The 17,454-nt window shown below is 43.3% G+C and carries 12 protein-coding genes and 1 pseudogene; 6 read left to right on the top strand and 7 right to left on the bottom strand.

All coding sequences use genetic code 11. The features are described 5' to 3' along the window. Window positions 1-50: 50 nt before the first annotated feature. Window positions 51-533: pseudogene (locus tag AC3CH3_RS22575) on the top strand (tyrosine-type recombinase/integrase); the annotation flags it as partial. Window positions 534-692: 159 nt separating this feature from the next. Here AC3CH3_RS22575 and AC3CH3_RS22570 read toward each other — a convergent pair. Together AC3CH3_RS22570 and AC3CH3_RS22565 are read right to left on the bottom strand one after the other, a co-directional pair. Next, complete coding sequence (locus AC3CH3_RS22570; protein WP_488538512.1) at window positions 693-1,688, bottom strand: D-alanine--D-alanine ligase; 996 nt, start codon at window positions 1,686-1,688, stop codon at window positions 693-695. A 179-nt stretch (window positions 1,689-1,867) separates the two neighbouring features. Beyond that, window positions 1,868-2,431 (bottom strand): SPOR domain-containing protein, encoded by a 564-nt coding sequence (locus tag AC3CH3_RS22565; protein WP_488538511.1) that lies wholly within the window; start codon window positions 2,429-2,431, stop codon window positions 1,868-1,870. 216 nt (window positions 2,432-2,647) lie between these two features. Between AC3CH3_RS22565 and AC3CH3_RS22560 the strand changes: the two genes are divergently transcribed. After that, a complete protein-coding gene (locus AC3CH3_RS22560; RefSeq protein ID WP_488538510.1) occupies window positions 2,648-5,329 on the top strand; it encodes a bifunctional acetate--CoA ligase family protein/GNAT family N-acetyltransferase in 2,682 nt (893 codons plus the stop codon). Here the strand turns inward: AC3CH3_RS22560 and AC3CH3_RS22555 are convergent. After that, on the bottom strand, window positions 5,321-6,208 hold the full coding sequence (locus AC3CH3_RS22555) for a LysR family transcriptional regulator (RefSeq protein WP_372073413.1): 888 nt from the start codon (window positions 6,206-6,208) through the stop codon (window positions 5,321-5,323). The two genes, AC3CH3_RS22560 and AC3CH3_RS22555, sit on opposite strands and share 9 nt — an antisense overlap. Before the next feature lie 224 nt (window positions 6,209-6,432). On the opposite strand from AC3CH3_RS22555, the gene AC3CH3_RS22550 reads away from it, so the two are divergent. Then, window positions 6,433-8,580 (top strand): TonB-dependent hemoglobin/transferrin/lactoferrin family receptor, encoded by a 2,148-nt coding sequence (locus AC3CH3_RS22550; protein ID WP_488538509.1) that lies wholly within the window; start codon window positions 6,433-6,435, stop codon window positions 8,578-8,580. Between the two features lie 355 nt (window positions 8,581-8,935). Here AC3CH3_RS22550 and galE read toward each other — a convergent pair whose 3' ends face one another. The 4 genes from galE to AC3CH3_RS22530 form a co-directional block, all read right to left on the bottom strand. Then, the gene (galE, locus tag AC3CH3_RS22545) at window positions 8,936-9,949 is read right to left on the bottom strand and encodes a UDP-glucose 4-epimerase GalE (protein ID WP_017079232.1); all 1,014 of its coding nucleotides are present in this window, start codon (window positions 9,947-9,949) and stop codon (window positions 8,936-8,938) included. An 82-nt stretch (window positions 9,950-10,031) separates the two neighbouring features. Further along, a complete protein-coding gene (locus AC3CH3_RS22540; RefSeq protein WP_488538508.1) occupies window positions 10,032-12,008 on the bottom strand; it encodes a diguanylate cyclase domain-containing protein in 1,977 nt (658 codons plus the stop codon). Then, window positions 12,008-12,544 carry a YfiR family protein gene (locus AC3CH3_RS22535; protein ID WP_019826590.1) on the bottom strand — a complete coding sequence of 179 codons (537 nt, stop codon included), beginning with the start codon at window positions 12,542-12,544 and terminating at the stop codon, window positions 12,008-12,010. Before AC3CH3_RS22535 ends, AC3CH3_RS22540 begins: the two co-directional genes overlap by 1 nt. Continuing rightward, window positions 12,534-14,597: a TonB-dependent receptor plug domain-containing protein gene (locus AC3CH3_RS22530; protein ID WP_488538507.1), complete on the bottom strand. Its 2,064-nt coding sequence runs from the start codon at window positions 14,595-14,597 to the stop codon at window positions 12,534-12,536. The genes AC3CH3_RS22535 and AC3CH3_RS22530 overlap by 11 nt, the downstream gene beginning before the upstream one ends. Window positions 14,598-14,767: 170 nt before the next feature. On the opposite strand from AC3CH3_RS22530, the gene AC3CH3_RS22525 reads away from it, so the two are divergent. From AC3CH3_RS22525 to AC3CH3_RS22515, 3 genes are all read left to right on the top strand, one after another. After that, on the top strand, window positions 14,768-15,511 hold the full coding sequence (locus AC3CH3_RS22525; RefSeq protein ID WP_488538506.1) for a 5-oxoprolinase subunit PxpA: 744 nt from the start codon (window positions 14,768-14,770) through the stop codon (window positions 15,509-15,511). Window positions 15,512-15,674: 163 nt separating this feature from the next. Next, window positions 15,675-16,427, top strand: a complete 753-nt coding sequence (locus AC3CH3_RS22520; RefSeq protein ID WP_488538505.1) for a 5-oxoprolinase subunit B family protein — start codon at window positions 15,675-15,677, stop codon at window positions 16,425-16,427. Then, window positions 16,420-17,370 (top strand): 5-oxoprolinase subunit C family protein, encoded by a 951-nt coding sequence (locus AC3CH3_RS22515; protein ID WP_488538504.1) that lies wholly within the window; start codon window positions 16,420-16,422, stop codon window positions 17,368-17,370. The genes AC3CH3_RS22520 and AC3CH3_RS22515 overlap by 8 nt, the downstream gene beginning before the upstream one ends. Window positions 17,371-17,454 lie beyond the last annotated feature (84 nt).

Below are 17,454 nucleotides of genomic sequence, written 5' to 3'. Positions count from 1 at the left end.
AATGTGGGAGCAGAAACTTCTACGTTTTAATTGACAGTGGGGGTCATATCAACGTTATGTTCGAGTGTGCTTTAAAGCGCTCAGAACTTAAGGCGTTGTCGATTACCGATGTTGAGTACGTTGAAGATCATTACCAAGTAACAGTCAAAGATTCAGCTTATCAGTTATCACAAATAGCCAGTGTTGCACTTCAACGTTGGCTTTCGTTTACTGGACCACAAGACGATTTGCCTGTGTTTCGTGCGATAGACAAGCATGAGAATATTGGTTTACAGCCTTTAGATGATTCGTCCATTTACCGAATATTGAGAAGAGCAAGCGACTTACTTCAACTTCCAGAAAACCACCATTTCTCTGGAAATTCGATTCGTGTTGGTGCCGCACAAGAGTTGTCGAAACAAGGTCTTAAGGTTAGAGAGATTCAGGACTTTGGTCGCTGGCTTAGCCCTGCCATGCCAGCCCAATATGTGGGTTTCACGGGAACGGCTGAGAGTGAAAAGATGAAGTTTAAGGCGCTAATACCTTGGCAATAAACGGTTCGTAATTACTTGGATATTGTTACTTGGATATAAGTTGTGGCTAAATGATAGATTCGTAAAAAAAACGGCTAGCTTTAAAAACAAAAAGTGCCTTGGCGAAAGCTTAAGGCACTTTTGGGTTCAGCTCTAAGTGAACGAAAACGAGTTAGAAACCTAAGAAAGGCTTGTTCTCACGCAGTTCTCTAAGAACTGGCTGAATTTGTGGCCGTCATGCTCAACCATTTTAGGGAACATGGAGATTGGCGTCATACCTGGGAAGGTGTTGACTTCGTTCAGATAGATTTCGTTGTCTTGCGTTAAGAAGAAGTCGATACGAGATAAATGGCGGAGCTTCATCTGTGTAAACACTTTTCGAGCGCTTTCTGCAATCAGTTCACGCTGCTCATCAGTGAGGTTGCTTGCTTCAACTTCAGTGATCGAGTGACTGTCTGCACTGTACTTCTCTTCGTAAGAGTAAAATGCGCCGTTCGGTGCAATCACCTCGCCCGGTTTGCTGATATGTAGCTCGCCATCGATTTCATAAGCAGCAACTTCTAGCTCTCTAGGCACCACTGATTTCTCAACCAATACTTGGTCCGAAAAAGTGAACGCCTTGTTGATCGCTTCGCTTAAATCTTCTACTTGGTTAACTTGGTAACAACCTACGGAAGAGCCTTGACGGGCCGCTTTCACGAACACTTTACCCCAATTTTCAAAGGCTTGAGTCGCTTGTGAGTGAGCTTGTTCATCGTTTTCTGATAAGAATAGATAAGGCGTGTTTGGAATGCCAAGCGCGTCGTACCAAAGCTTTGAAGTGATTTTATTGAAGCTGTTGTTACTTGCTTCTGAACCACAGCCTAGATACGGAATTTTAGCCATTTCAAACAGTGATTGAATATCACCGGTTTCACCTGGGAAGCCGTGGATGCAAGGCACAATGAAATCGACTTTAGATGCTAAATTGTCACCGCGTAAGGTTTGATCATTAATATCAAGATAAACCAATTCACCTGAATCAAGACACCAGCCTTCGTTTTTAATTTCAACTCTTACAACGTTAAAATCTGCAACGCTATTGAGTTGTTCAAAAAGGTAATTAGCTGAAACTAAAGACACTTCATGCTCTGAAGATCCACCGCCGCAAAGTAGAAGGATGTTTGTGGTGTTCATGGGTAAATTCGGTCCTTGAAACTAGGAATAGTGACTTCAATGATAAACAAAAGTCGAGATAGGTACAGTGTTTTGATTGTTAAAATTGCGTTCGAAAGAGCGAGCGATTAACTATTAAACAAAACAGCGAGTCTTAAAACAAAAGAAGGAGCATTTGCCCCTTCTTTATGAATTAAAACTTAGTTCAACTTGTTAAGCGTTGGGTATTCAGAGTTCTTGATGTCATCAATGCTCTTAACAAACGGCTTCAAGTTTTGGAAAGTGCTCGGCAGCGTTGAGATTGCCTTTTTAGCTTCTAAGCGCGTTGCATAGTCACCATAAAGTACGGTGAACCACTTAGTGCCGTTAACCATTTTGTAGTTTTCCCAAACTGGCTGAGAAGTCGTAGGTAGCATTTTCACGAAAGAATCGACTTTACTTTGGCTGCCAACAGCAACAACTTGAACTGTGTAACCAAAACGCTGGTTCATGTCTTGTTGTTTCTTCGTTGGTCCTGTCACTAATGCAACTGGCTTAGCTTTAGTCGTTTGAGTGACTTTCTGTTCAACAGGTTCAGTTCTGATCACGCTGACAACGTTTTCTTCAACAACGCCTGTTTGCTCAGATTGAGATACAACTGGAGCTTCAACTTTGGCCGTCTTGTACTCTTCTTGATAACTATCTGAAGTGACATTGGTAACGTAGTCGTCAGATACACATGCAGCCAAGAGCAGTGGCAAAGTCACAATTGCAAATTTTTTCATGGAAAGCTCTATATCCTTAATAATAATTACTATAAATCATGCCGATACGTCGGTTTAGAATCAAGTTAACTTTGAGATTATACACCATTAGTGGGTGACCTATTTCACAAACTTTATGCAGTGTCTGCTTATTCATCTTAATTCGGTGAATTTGCCATCAACCCGTTAGTGAAAAGTAAGTTACGATGAACTTACGTGCATTGCTAGGATATGTCTATGAATCATCTTGATCCCCTACTTAAACCCCGCTCAATCGCTGTTGTTGGTGCTTCTCAACGAGAAATGCGTGCAGGATATATCGTCATGAACAATTTGTTGCACGGGGATTTCAAAGGTGCGGTGATGCCGGTTACGCCAAAATATGACTCGGTGGCAGGTGTACTCTCTTACAAAAACATTTTGTCGCTGCCGATCGTTCCTGACCTTGCGATATTGTGTACCAATGCGACTCGTAATGTCGCCATTTTTGAAGAGCTGGCTGAGAAAGGCATAGCTTCTGTCATTGTGCTTTCATCCGACATGCAACAACAAAGTGATAATGGTGAGACGTATGACGCAAGATGCCTGGCGATAGCCAAAAAGAACAACATCCGAGTGCTTGGCTCCAATAGTTTGGGGGTGATTGTCCCTTGGTTAAATTTGAACGCATCATTCTCTCCAGTAACAGCATTACCTGGTAAAATCGCTTTTGTTTCTCAATCTGCTGCTGTGTGTACCACGATTTTAGATTGGGCTAATGACAAAGAGATCGGCTTTTCAGCGTTTATCTCGATAGGCAATGGCAGTGATATCGAATTCTCGGAATTATTGGATTACCTGAGTACCGATTCTCATACTGAAGCGATACTACTTTACGTTGATAGCATTACTGATGCTCGGCGCTTTATTTCTGCGGCGCGTGCGGCATCGCGAAACCGACGCATTCTGGTGTTAAAAGGCGGTCGCACGGCGAAAGGCAGAGCGGCGGCCATGGCCCATACTGGCGGTGCTGACACTTTAGACATTATCTATGACTCTGCGATCCGACGTAGTGGCATGCTACGAGTTAAGAACTTACATGAACTGTTTGCTGCGGTAGAAACACTGACTCATTCAGTGCCCTTGCGTGGTGAGCGTTTGGCTATTGTTACCAATGGGGGCGGCCCTGCAATTATGGCAGTGGACACCCTATTTGAGCGTGGTGGTAAACTCGCAGAGTTATCTGAAGAGACACTCGACCAATTGAACAAGGTGTTGCCATCGAGTTGGTCTCATAGCAATCCTATCGATATTGTTGGTGATGCTGGTGATCAGCGTTATATCGATACCATAAACATCTTACTCGATGGCGATGAAGCGGATGCGATTCTTATCATGCATAGCCCTTCAGCAATTGCACATTCCGCTAAAACGGCTGAACGAATTATTGAAGCGATTAAAAAGCACCCTCGCCACAAGCGCTTTAACATCCTCACGAATTGGTCTGGTGAGCTAACAGCAAGGCCTGCACGAAAGCTGTTTACCGAAGCTGGTTTCCCTACCTATCGAACCCCTGAAAGCTCAGTGGTCGCATTCATGCACTTAGTCGAGTACAGACGTAACCAGCGTCAGTTAATGGAAACGCCGACTACGGCAGAAAAAGTACATATTGAAGATCTAGCAGATGCGAAAAGTTGGATAGAACGACAACTACTGGATAAAGATACAGTTAGCCTTGATACTCACCAAAATAGCCAGTTTTTCAAGAGTTTTAACCTCGATGTGCTACCGACATGGATTGCTTCTGACCCAAGTGAAGCGGTACACATTGCAGAAACAATTGGTTATCCGGTTGCCGTAAAACTTCGTTCGCCAGACATTGCACACAAGTCAGACGTTCAAGGTGTGATGCTCAATTTGCGAAACAGCAGTGAAGTTGCCAATGCGGCTCAGGCAATTCTCGATCGTTCTCAATTATCCTTCCCTACAGCGCACATCCATGGCTTGTTAATTCAAGGAATGGCCAAGCTCGCGGGCGGCCAAGAACTGCGTATTAAGGTTACAACGGACGAAACCTTTGGCCCTATCATTTTACTTGGCCAAGGTGGCTCTGAGTGGGACGAATCGATTGATGCTGCGGCTGCTTTCCCACCGCTTAACATGACACTGGCGCGTTACTTGATTATTCGAGCGATAAAAAGTGGCAAAATTCGCCTACAAAAACTGCCTAACCCCATTGATATAGAAGGTTTGTCTGAGCTGTTGGTCCGTATTTCTCAAATGGTGGTGGATTGCCCAGAGATACACGATTTGGATATACACCCAGTACTAGCTAATGGAGACAAATTTACGATATTGGATGCCGATATTATATTGAAAGCCTACGAAGGTGATCCACAAGAAAGACTGGCGATTCGCCCTTACCCTGTAGAGCTTGAAGAGCGCATCCAGTTAAAAGATGGGACAGAAGTGTTGCTGCGCCCTATTCTTCCCGAAGATGAACCGCTTCATGCTGACTTCATTAACCGTGTGTCTAAGGAAGATCTCTATAAGCGTTTCTTTAGTGATGTCGGTGAATTCAATCATGAGGCGTTGGCGAATTTCACTCAGATTGATTTCGATAGAGAAATCGCCTTTGTGGTCGTTCGTAAGGAACAAGGTGTGCCTGCGATCATCGGTGTTTCAAGAGCACTAATTAACCCTGAGAACACAGACGCCGAATTCGCAATATTGATTCGTTCTGACCTTAAAGGTGTTGGTCTAGGTCGCATTCTTATGACCAAGGTTATCGATTACTGCTGTGCGAAGCAGACCAAGCAGATGTCGGGTATGACGATGCCAACCAATAGAGGGATGCTGACACTAGCTCAAAAGCTCGGTTTTAAGCTAGATATCAGTTTTGAAGATGGTACTGCAGATATGGTGTTACCGTTACTTTAACGCCCATGTCTTTTTAAGATGTTGGATACACCAAGACTTGGCGTCGCCCATTTTGTTGCGTCGCCAAGCCATAACAATATCGATCGGTTGTGGTTCTGTACCGGAGATCTGCTGTAGTACGCCAGATTCAATCAAAGGTTTAGCGACACTATTCGGTAAGGTGCCAATCCCTAGTCCTGATGTCAAAGCCTCTACTTTCGCAGGAAAGCTTGTCACGGTTAAACGTGGCTGTTTCTCTAGAATATTGATGCTTAGTGCTGGCTGATCGCGTGCGGTGTCTGCAATGGCAATAACCCTGTAACTTTCTCTCGCCTTCTGATCGAATTCACCAGAACGCTTGTGAACATAGTGGCTTGATGCCGCGACCCACACCATCTCCATTTTACCAATTACGTCACTTTTCATATCGTTTGGAATTGTATCGAGCTTAGGGCATACCAATAAGTCAGCACGACCATCTGTGAGAGATTCCCAACAACCCGCTAAGATTTCCTCTTGCAAACGAACGCGTGTTTTACTGATTTTTCCTAGTTCATCTACCAGTGGGAAAAAGTTAGCAATCGGGATAATGCCATCAAAGGCGATGGTCAAATCGAGCTCCCAACCATTGGCTAGAATGCTTGCCTCGTTAACAAGACGTTCTGTAGCTCCAAGAATGATTCTACCTTGCTCAAGTATCAACTGACCCGCTTCCGTGAAATTTGCACGGTGGCCTGAGCGGTCAAAAATCATGATGTCTAGATCTTGTTCAAGCTTCTGTATTTGATAGCTGAGTGATGAAGGCGCTCTGTCCATTTCATTGGCCGCGGCGGCGAAACTTCCACGTCGGTCGATGGCGTCTAGGATGTGTAACGCTTCAAGTGTTATTGGACTATGCATAGCTTTCCTACTTTATAAATGAGACTTGAATCACAAAAACAGAAGTATTCAGGATGTGAATGGAACTGTAAAAGTCTTTTTAATACAGATATTTAAGAGTATTAATTATGAATTAGTTGATAAGATTGAAAATTACTTAAATGCAAATAATAGTAATTATCATTTAGATCCAATATTATCTCTCGCAAATCAAGATAATACTATGGAACTAAGGTAACTATCAGATGTATAAGCAATCCCTACTCTCTGCTTCAATCGTTTTAGCGCTTTCATCAACATCAGCCTTTGCTGACGATTATGCCCTATTTGATGAGGTTGTTGTATCTTCGACTCGTACTAATCAAACACTTATCAATACAGCAGCTTCTGTTACTGTCATCTCGGATAAGCAAATTGAAGAGAATATGGCGAAAGACGTGAATCAAATCTTCGAATACACCCCGGGTGTAACGATGAACTCAAGCCCTCGCCAAGGTGCACAAACCATCAACATTCGTGGCATGGAAGGTAAACGCGTTAAGATTTTGGTCGATGGCTCTTCTCAGCCAGGTTCATTTGATGGTGGTCCATACGCATTTATCAATTCTAGCGGTATTTCAATCGATCCCGACATGCTTAAAAGTGTCGAAATTATCAAAGGTGCTGCTTCAAGTTTACACGGAAGTGATGCTATTGGCGGTGTTGTTGCTTTTGAAACTAAAGACCCTTCTGATTTCTTGAAAGGTGGCGAAGACTTCGGTGGCCAAGCGAAACTGTCTTACTCTTCAGAAGATAACTCTTTCAGTGAGCACGTTGCATTAGCTAATCGATTTGGTGACTTAGAGACATTGGTTGCCTACACTCGTCGTGACGGTGAAGAGCTTCAAAACTTCCGCGACTCTAATAACTTAGAGAATTACGCAGTAGAAGATCAAGACACATCTGCAGATAACCTATTGGTAAAATTGCAATACCAATTGAACGAAAGCCATCGTATCGAGTTTCTAGCTGAGCTAATCAAGGATACTTCTGACTCTGACATTTATCACTCAAGCTACGATAGCTACACGGGTGCAGATGATACAGAGCAAAATCGATTTGCGATTAAACACATTTGGTTCGCTGATGGCGCTATCGCTGACACAGTGACCAGTAAAGTGTCATACATATCTAAAGAAGAAAATGGTGTGACGAAGCGCTTTAAGCCTGCGGGTCCAGGTATGCCACCTTGGGTGCCAGCTAACAACGATAACTTACAAACAAAAGACTATGAATACACCGAAGATAAGCTTGAGATTGAAACACAGTTAGATAAAGAGATTAACAACCATTACTTAGTTTACGGGGCAACCTATACACACAGTGACATCAGCAATACCAATATGGAGTACAACTCTGATACTGCGACGGATGATAAGCTTTATGTATACACTCCTGATGCTAAAGAGCAGAAGTTTGGTCTGTTTGTACAAGACGAAATTAGCCTAATGAACGACAAACTTGTTGTTACTCCAGGCGTTCGTTTCGATCACTTCTCTACAGACCCTGGTAAAAATACAGGTGAGTCACTTACGGACTTCTCTGATTCTGCGGTAACTGGACGTTTAGGCTCAACATACAAACTTACTGATACAGGCACCATTTTTGGCCAAATTAGCCAAGGCTTTAGAGCCCCTTCTTTCGATGAACTGTACTACACGTATGACAACCCAGGACATGGTTACGTAAACGATCCAAACCCGGATCTTAAGTCAGAAACCAGTATCTCTTATGAGTTAGGTTACCGTCATAATACACAGGCTTCATCGTCTGAAATTGCGGCTTACTACAGTGATTACGATGATTTCATCGAAACAGTGGTAACGAAAAAAGTTGGCGGAACTACACACTACTCTAACGTTAACTTAGATTCGGCAACAATTAAGGGAGTTGAATTCTCTAACACGTTACTATGGGATGTTTTGGTAGGTGCACCTAAGGGGATTTCAACTCACTTCGTTGCTTCATATACAGAAGGTGAAGACGGAAACGGTAATGCACTGAATAGTGTTAACCCTTGGAATGCTGTACTAGGTCTTAACTATGATGCTCCAAACCAAAACTGGGGTACTAGCCTTAAGTTAAACTACACAGCTAACAAGTCTGGTTCAGACATCAACTTCGATGACGAAAGCGGCGGCAACGCTGGTCAAGCTGAGCTTCCAAGCGCTGCGGTTGTTGACCTGACAGCTTACTACAAGCCAATGAAGGATCTTACTATCCGTGGTGGCGTATTCAACTTAACTAACGAAGAGTACTACCGTTGGAACGACATTCGTGGCGATGATGAGCTTTACAAAGAGAACTCTCAAGCGGAAAGAAACTACGGCATTTCAGCTAAATACGAATTCTAATTCGTTAGTAAGCTGAACCACAGAAACGTATACAGCAGAGACTAAAAAGCCAGCTAAATGCTGGCTTTTATTATTTCACTAAAAATTGTATCAAAAAGGGATAAAGTGAAATTACTTCTCTGCCATCTCTTTCTTAACCATAACTGCAGCAGCAATGATGAAAGTGATAATTAGGCCTAGTTCCATGATTAACTCCAAAGAAAATTAACATTAAACATATAATTCGCGAGCATGATAACAACAACCGATACAGAATGATACTTTTTAACCACTAATTCACTTTTTATTCGATTTAGATCAAAAAAGATGCCCTAAAGTATCTTTTTGTATATTAATCATTCATGAAACTACTAGATCAGCCAGGGAAACCATTAGGATTCGTTGACTGCCAGCGCCATGTATCTTCCGTCATTTCAGTCAATGTACGCGTCGCATTCCAGCCGAGCTCTTTCTGAGCTTTAGCAGGGTCTGCCCAACATTCTGCGATATCACCTGGGCGACGATCGACCAGTTTATAAGGGACTTGTTTACCGCTCGCTTTCTCGAACGCTTTAACCATATCTAATACACTCGAACCGTTACCAGTGCCAAGGTTGTAGATATGAAGACCGTCTTTACGCCCTACTTTCTCAAGCGCTGCGATATGACCATCAGACAGATCCATGACGTGGATGTAATCACGAACACCAGTCCCATCTTTTGTTGGATAATCGCTACCAAATACCGATAGGAATTCACGGCGGCCCACGGCTACTTGAGAGACAAATGGCATTAGGTTATTTGGAATACCTTGCGGGTCTTCACCTAGCTCACCACTTGGGTGTGAACCTACTGGGTTAAAGTAACGCAGCAGTGTAATGCTCCAATCTGGATTGGCTTTTTGGAAATCGGTTAAGCACTCTTCAACCATTAGCTTACTACGACCGTAAGGATTGGTTGCGCTTGTTGGAAAATCTTCTGTGATAGGCACACTCGCAGGATCGCCGTAGACCGTTGCTGAAGAGCTGAATACTAAGGTTTTCACACCAGCGTCACGCATTGCATCAACAAGAACTAACGTACCGTTCACGTTATTGTCATAGTATTCAAGTGGCTTGGCCACAGATTCACCAACCGCCTTTAGGCCAGCGAAATGAATAACGGCTTCAATGTTGTGTTGCTTCATGGTTTCAGTCAAAAGCGCTTTATCACGAACGTCACCTTCAATGAAATTAGGGCGAACACCAGATACTTTTTCGATACGCTCTAGAACGCTTGGTTTACTGTTATACAAGCTATCAAAAAGTACAGGTGTCATTCCTGCGTTGATCATCTGGATACTTGTATGGCTACCGATGTAACCCATGCCACCTGTAACTAAAACATTCATGTTTAGCAGACCTTTTAATTAAAAATATTCAACCTATCACTTATGATACAACAACTTAGGGTGAGCTCACAAACACCTGTGCCTATTTACCCTCACGAGCGAACACAAACTGACCTTTTCCTTTGCGTTTCGCTTGGTACATAGCCTCATCAGCAACCTTTAGAATCACGTCAATATCACGCTCTGAGCCCTCAACTAAATGGATACCTAAGCTCGCCCCAACATGGAGTGAACGCTGTTTATAATTCACTTCTTGCCCGATCAGATCCAACAATCGCTCGGCTAACTTCGCTAATAAGACTTTGTTTGTCTGTTTAATAATAAGAACAAATTCATCACCCGACAAACGTGCAACCAAATCCCCCGCTCTTACCTGAGATAATAACCGGTTTGACACTTCTTTAAGGATTTCGTCACCCGCATCGTGACCATAATTGTCATTCACTTCTTTGAAGCCATCCAAATCCAAGTAAATAACAGCAAAATGCTGATTTGAATAGTGGCTCGACGTGACAACATCATCCATAATCTTATACAGCTGCGCTCTATTCGCTAACCCGGTTAATGCATCGTGATGAGCCAAGTGTTCGAGTCTTTCCATCTCTTTAACGTTGGATAAATCAGACAGCGTTAATACCATATCAAACTCGTCTTTCTCGTTGTCTGAGGCAATTCGATTCACTTTGACAAACATTGGAACTAACGTGCCGGACGCGCTTTTCTCCCACACTTCGCCTTGCCATTGACCATAGTTGTCTAACGAACTGCGAATTGTCGGCATCAATGATGAAAATTGCTGCCACGAAAATACTTCAAATGGTGTTTTGCCCACCAGCAGATCAGAGTGATAACCGAGAAGTTGTGTGATCGCCGGGTTAACCATGGTTATCACATTGGATGAGTTGAGCACGATCAAGCCGTCTTTACTGTTTTCGAAAACACCCGCAGCAATACGTTGGCGACTCATGGCCGTTTCTATGTCGGTGACATCTTGGATTGCATAAAGAATACGACCATCTTTTGTCAAAGAACGACTGCTCACACGAAGCCAGCGTTTTGATTGAAAGAGATCGGTGGTTTCCAGCAATTCGTCATTAAGTTCAATATTGGCATCAATAACATCTTGTAAGTAACCCGTTTGCTTGGTCGCGATCAACTCTTGGATCAACAAATTCTCAAGAAAGGCTTCCGAGCATTTAAAAATATCCCGAGTAGCTGCGTTCGCATGAAGAATGAGCCCTTTTTCATCCACCACCAACAAAGAGTGCTGAACGGTTTCAATGACCTCATTTGCGAATGATTTTTCTTCTTGTAACTTGTCTAACGTAAAATTGATTTGGTTATCGCGATGTTGAAGCCTTTCTAACATGGTATTGAAAGCTCGAACCAGATCGCCGATTTCATCGCGGTTCGTTACGACTAATTTAGGCTGCTTCGAACGACGCTCAACAAAGGCTTGCATCGCCTCATTGAGGTCAAACATCGGTTCGATAATCAAGCGTTGCACCAATTTGACCACTACTCCGCCTAACATCACCAGAAACAACAGGTAGACGACCGCAACCTTGAAAATATTCGTTAAGATCGAATTAAACGTCTCTTTCGATATTGTTACTCTCAAGTTCGCAATCACTGCGCCATCCAGTGTCACTGGAACGAGCAAGAAGATGAAATGCTCAGAGATGGCAAATTGATGATCGGCGATATCGTCTAATTCTTCTGCGTTTGGCCTTGGAACCAGAGTGTTGCTCACCTGATAGCTGGCAAAAAGCTGTTCGTTGATGTCATAGAGCTTCACTCTAACAATATCTTTATCTGCGACGAAAGCTGACAATATTTCCTGAGCCGATGACTTGTCTTCAAATAAAATCGCAGCTTGTAAGTTATAAGCAACACCTTGTGCCAGCACTTTAACACGCTGGATAAGACTCTCTTTTTCCCTTTCAAAAGTGACAGTGTAATTTACTGATTGAATCGTGACAAAAGTGACTGCGATAAAGATGATAATAGGTAATATCAGTTTGTTTTTAATCGATATGTTATTAATGAAAGACAACATTATTGGCCCTCCACTATAGCGATTCGTAACAGGTTTGAGCCAATGACGTAGTCACCCCGCCTTGCGTTCTCTAGGTTGATCTTAGGTTTGAGCTTATTATCGATGTGCGTGAGTTCAATGACTCCACCTAGGTCCGTAAAGTTAGGAATGTCGCTGATTGTCACAGTATGTGGCGAGTGCTCTTGACTACGAAATTGATCATTTTGACGATCAGACAAATACGTAATATCACACTTAGAAGTAATCGACTGTTGAACTTGGATATCGAGTGAACGAATAGATTTACCCTCGGTAATTGACGTCAGCACTTGGCTTACCTTTTCATCGCCAATCACACAAAAGTTCACAGCGTTCATAGAGCTTTCATCATTCCAACGTATAAAATTCGCAATTCTAAAAAGGTACACCGCTTTCACTTCATAAGGTTTGAAGCTTGCCGCTGAGGTGTTCAAAGGCACGATAAGCATCGTTAAAGCAGCTAAGCCTAGTTTAGAGAAGCCGAGCTTAAAGCGGTGCTTAAGCCATTTAGAATTCATGAGAGATCCTCACATACACCGATTCTTGATTGACGCTTTTCTGAGATGTGAATTCAGCTTGATAGCCGTCACTCTTACCTATGTTTTCAACAACCACTTCAATTAAAGGCGCTGCGGACGATTTTTTCCATGCAAGACGCGCATCAAAGGTTATTTCATGTGGGTAAGACTGCCATTCATATTGAGTGCCATCGCCTGCTTCCCAATAGTCTGGGTAATTCACATTAATGTACTGGCCTATCACATCGAATTGCCAACTTTCGGTTATATTCCACATCAACTGTGCCGTGGCTAAATGTTCATTATCAATATCGTAATAAATACTCGTTTGAGGGCTAGATTTAGGGTCGTCACCTTTATTCTTACCTTCTAACGTCGTATAGGCGTAGCTCAGGTAACTGGCTAGATCTGCGGTGAGCTGGTAACTCGCGCCTAATTCTAAGCCATAAGTTTTTGCTTTATAATCATCAGACAGCGCACCGACATAGACATGATTCGCGGGGATATCATTTGGGTCATAACTGTGGAAGCGAAGGTTGTCATGTTCACTCAGGTAAATCGTTGCATCGAGTTCGAAATTTGAATTGTTTGAGTAGCGATAACCCATTTCCGCCGTTACGACGTTCTCTGTTTCAAGACTCGAGCTTGATTTATATACATCTAGGTAGCTGTTGTTTGAGTCAGCATTGTAACTATTAAAATAATAGGTGGAATTGGAATCCATATAAGATGGTGCAACAACCGCACGGCTAAGCCCCGCCCATACGGAGTGACGTTGAGTTAACTTATATAAACCACGCAATTGAGGTGAAAGCTCAGTTGAATCATTCTGTGTAAAGTGTTCAACCTTAGCACCAAGAGTAATAGACAGCGCTTCCGTCATTTGAATTTGAGACTGTATAAAAGCGTTCGCAATATAATCGTTGGCAGATTGGATGTTGTAAGCTCGACCGTAGTAATCAGGGTTGTACCAATCCACGTCCGAAACTTGGCTTGAGGAGAAATCAAGATACATATATCGCAGGCCACCGCCGAGTGTTAGCTGATGGTTTTCCGATAGTTGGTTGATATAAGTAGAGTCAAAATCAAGGGTCGAATAGCTTCCCGGAGCGTCTGGCGCATTATCCTCATTATATTCACCCCATAACGAATATGAGAGTGTCGAACTTTCATCAAAATGGCGAGAGTCGTTGAATTGGACGTAAACAGATTGACTCTTGTTATCGAAATCATTGGCTTGTGATCCGACAAACGATCCTGAGTTATCATATTGGAACGTATACAACTCCGACTCATAAAAGCTCTTCTCACCACCAATACGTAATGACCAATTTTCTTCTGCATTGCTTGGCTGAAATACCATCCCTGCCGTTTGTGCTTTCCATTTTTCAGATTCGTTTGTGCGATACGTCGGTTCTTCTCGGTACTTATAAAAGGCACGAGCATTCACACTGTCGTTTAGGCTTAATCCCTGACGAACACTAAATTCATAGTTATCAGTATTAGACGCGACACCGGAGAGATAAGTCCCCTGCGTATCATTGGCAGACTTAGTAATTATATTGACAACACCATTAACCGCGTTGCCTCCCCAAATTGTTCCGCCGGGGCCTTTTAGTACTTCGATGCGTTCGATGTCGGCTAGCACATAATCAACGTCGCTCCAATACGTACCGCCATAGACTGGGCTAAACAAGCTTCGTCCATCCATCATCACGAGCATCTTGTTATATAGCCCATCATGAAAGCCGCGCGTCGAAACAAACCACGAGGTCTCGTTAAACTTGGTCACTTTGAGGCCGGGTACTAGCGTTAGGACTTCAGCAATGGTTTTCGCCCCACTACGCTGAATTCGCTCATTAGAAAGCACATACACCGACGAAGGAATGTCAGTGAGTTTTTGTGTTACTTTCGAAGCCGTTTCCATTTCGACATCTAACATAGACAACTCTTCAAGGCTCATCGACATGAGCTGGTCTAGAGAGTTTTCTTGAGCAGAGACAAAAACAGGTGTCGTTAATGCTAGTCCTAAGCAAACCTGGCGGGATATCATGTGCTCACCTAATATACAGATAGATATTAATCCTTTAATCAATAGTTCAACTATATATGAAATGCCATACTGGTAAATTTACGGTGTCGAAAGTTTGAGTTAGGTCACTGTTTATTTATGGTATTTATAAGACCGTCATTACTTACCTCAACGTAAAGGATTAGCACCACGTGACAACGAAGATTTTGCTTAATTGCGACATGGGAGAAAGTTTCGGCAATTGGAAGATGGGCGATGACGAGTCGGTCATGGAATGGGTCGATATGGCAAACATCGCTTGTGGCTTCCATGCGTCTGATCCGCACGTTATGTCCAAGACGATAAAACTGGCACAGCACTATCACACCCAAATTGGTGCTCATCCCGGTTATCAAGATCTCGTTGGATTTGGTCGCCGTTCTATTCCACACACCATGGACGAGATCAGTGAACTGGTGTGCTATCAAGTCGGTGCATTACAAGCCCTCTGCCGCTATCACCAGACCTCTGTTGGCTATGTGAAACCTCATGGCGCCCTTTACAACGATATGATGTCAAACATCGATGTGTTTAATGCGGTAGCCCAAGCCGTCGCTGAATTTAACATCCCGTTGATGATTCTCTCTTCATCAGACAATCAACAGTATTTGGATATTGCTGACGACCATGACTTGCCTCTCTTGTTTGAAGCGTTTGCCGACCGTGCTTATTTAAATAACGGACAATTAGCGCCACGTACTCAAAAAGGCTCGGTTTACGTCAATCAAGACGATATCTATAACCAAGTTATGCAAATCATTAACTATGGCTCGGTTACGACTTTAGAGGGCGAAAGATTGCCTATTGAAGCCGATACCATCTGTGTTCATGGCGATAACCCTCAATCCATCGCATTAATTAGAAAAATCAGACAAGACCTCAACGCTTTTAATTAGTATGAAGCGTGTGATTGGTATGAGGCATGGTCTAATCACTCGCCCAACCGGGCACCTAACTAATTGCTCGTAAGATCTAATTGTTTTGTATTGGCTTGGACACGGAAGTGAGACACGCCAAGTAAGCTAGTAAAAGGCAAGATAACAAACGTATGGAAACGAAATGACGACGAATCAGATTGAATTCAATATAGCGCCAGTCGCGGAATGCAGCGTTTTGGTGACCTTGACACTATCGCCTTCAAATAATCAATCTAGCGCCGAATATGCGCAGTACATGGCTCACTTTTCCGATGCCATTCGCCAAAATTTAGCATCGGTGTTGATGAATGTGACGCCGGCTTACCACACAATATTGGTTGATTACCTACCTTATCGAATATCGGAACAGCAGCTCATTAAACAGCTCAATAATTTGTTGAGTCACGCTCTGTCGTCCTGTTCTAGTGTTAGTAAAACTCGCGATACGATTGAGCTTCCTGCCTATTATTCACCAGAAACGGCGCTTGATTTAGACCGATATCAAGACAAAGGTGTGACTCTGGACGATATTATTCAATATCACACCTCACAGACATACAGCGTCAGTGCGGTTGGGTTTACGCCTGGCTTTGCGTTTATGTCGGATGTGGTTAATGAGCTTGCCTTGCCCCGTCACTCCACACCCCGCTTAAATGTGCCCAAAGGCAGTATCGCCATCGCGGATACTAAAACAGCGGTGTACCCTTCGGATTCACCGGGCGGCTGGAATATTATTGGCAATTGCCCGCTTTCGTTGTTCGATCATAGCCAATTGAAGAACGCCGACATCATGCAAAGACCGCTATCTCTACTTAATGTCGGTGACACAGTCCGTTTCATCGCGATTTCAAAACAAGAATTTGTAGAGTTGGGTGGAGGCATCGTAAATGACTGAGATCAAAACTAAACCAACACTGACAGTGATTAAGCCCGGCCCGTTGAGTTTGATTCAAGACTTCGGTCGATTTGGTGTTGCTCATCTTGGATTAACGCAAGGTGGACCGGTTGATGATTACTCTTATAGCTGGGCCAATCATCTATTGGGCAACCCAGTAAACCAAGCGGCGTTGGAAATCACGCTTGGGCAATGTGCGTTACGAATCGATTTTGATTGTGAGATGGCGCTATGCGGGGGTGATTTACAAGCAAAGCTCGATGGTAAACCACAGGCTAACTGGCGCACTTTCCAAGCTTTTAAAGGGCAAGTTCTCTCATTTGGTTTGCCTAAAAATGGTCTAAGGGCGTATTTAGCCATTAAGGGCGGTTTCGATGTTCCATCAACTCTTAATAGCTGCTCTACAGTGACTCGTGAAAAGATTGGTGGATTAACGCAAGATGGAGAGCCATGCCAGCAAGGGCAACAAATCGCTTTTACCCAACATCAACTCTCTCGCCCGTTTAAAGCGTTGAGTGTTACCTTCCGATACACGCCTGATTACAATCTACCCGTAAACCTACGAGTGATTGAAGGCTATCAAAGCGAGCTATTCTCCGAGTCAGCAAGAGAGATTTTGTATAACTCGCAGTATCACGTTGACCAAAACTCTAATCGGATGGGTTATCGACTCAGTGGCGAGCCCGTAGACTCGCCTGACATTTCGCTATTGTCAGAAGGCATTGCCCTAGGTGCGATTCAAATCCCCCAAGACGGACAACCTATCGTGCTGCTTAATGATAGACAGACCATAGGTGGTTATCCGAAGATTGGGTGTGTCGCTAGGATTGATTTACCTCGCTTGGCACAAGCAAAACCTGGACATGCGATATCGTTCAGCAAGGGTGATCGCTTAGGCTTACAAGATGTTTGGTGCCAATGGGCTCAGTTTTTTGGCTACTAGTTTTTGCGATGTGTTATGTGCTAATTGCTATGTAGCTCAGAATAACTAGCTAGGAAGATGTCGTTTTGATGAGTTTCGGTATCT

The organism is Vibrio sp. QJM3NY_35 (assembly GCF_057785915.1).
This window is presented reverse-complemented; position numbering and strand designations above follow the sequence as displayed.

What these genes read in the sequence shown, in the direction of transcription:
- AC3CH3_RS22530 (WP_488538507.1), bottom strand. Translation starts at nt 14,597, where the DNA reads ATGATATCCCGCCAGGTTTGCTTAGGACTAGCATTAACGACACCTGTT.
- AC3CH3_RS22560 (WP_488538510.1), top strand. Translation starts at nt 2,648, where the DNA reads ATGAATCATCTTGATCCCCTACTTAAACCCCGCTCAATCGCTGTTGTT.
- galE (WP_017079232.1), bottom strand. Translation starts at nt 9,949, where the DNA reads ATGAATGTTTTAGTTACAGGTGGCATGGGTTACATCGGTAGCCATACA.
- AC3CH3_RS22540 (WP_488538508.1), bottom strand. Translation starts at nt 12,008, where the DNA reads ATGTTGTCTTTCATTAATAACATATCGATTAAAAACAAACTGATATTA.
- AC3CH3_RS22555 (WP_372073413.1), bottom strand. Translation starts at nt 6,208, where the DNA reads ATGCATAGTCCAATAACACTTGAAGCGTTACACATCCTAGACGCCATC.
- AC3CH3_RS22565 (WP_488538511.1), bottom strand. Translation starts at nt 2,431, where the DNA reads ATGAAAAAATTTGCAATTGTGACTTTGCCACTGCTCTTGGCTGCATGT.
- AC3CH3_RS22535 (WP_019826590.1), bottom strand. Translation starts at nt 12,544, where the DNA reads ATGAATTCTAAATGGCTTAAGCACCGCTTTAAGCTCGGCTTCTCTAAA.
- AC3CH3_RS22520 (WP_488538505.1), top strand. Translation starts at nt 15,675, where the DNA reads ATGACGACGAATCAGATTGAATTCAATATAGCGCCAGTCGCGGAATGC.
- AC3CH3_RS22515 (WP_488538504.1), top strand. Translation starts at nt 16,420, where the DNA reads ATGACTGAGATCAAAACTAAACCAACACTGACAGTGATTAAGCCCGGC.
- AC3CH3_RS22570 (WP_488538512.1), bottom strand. Translation starts at nt 1,688, where the DNA reads ATGAACACCACAAACATCCTTCTACTTTGCGGCGGTGGATCTTCAGAG.
- AC3CH3_RS22550 (WP_488538509.1), top strand. Translation starts at nt 6,433, where the DNA reads ATGTATAAGCAATCCCTACTCTCTGCTTCAATCGTTTTAGCGCTTTCA.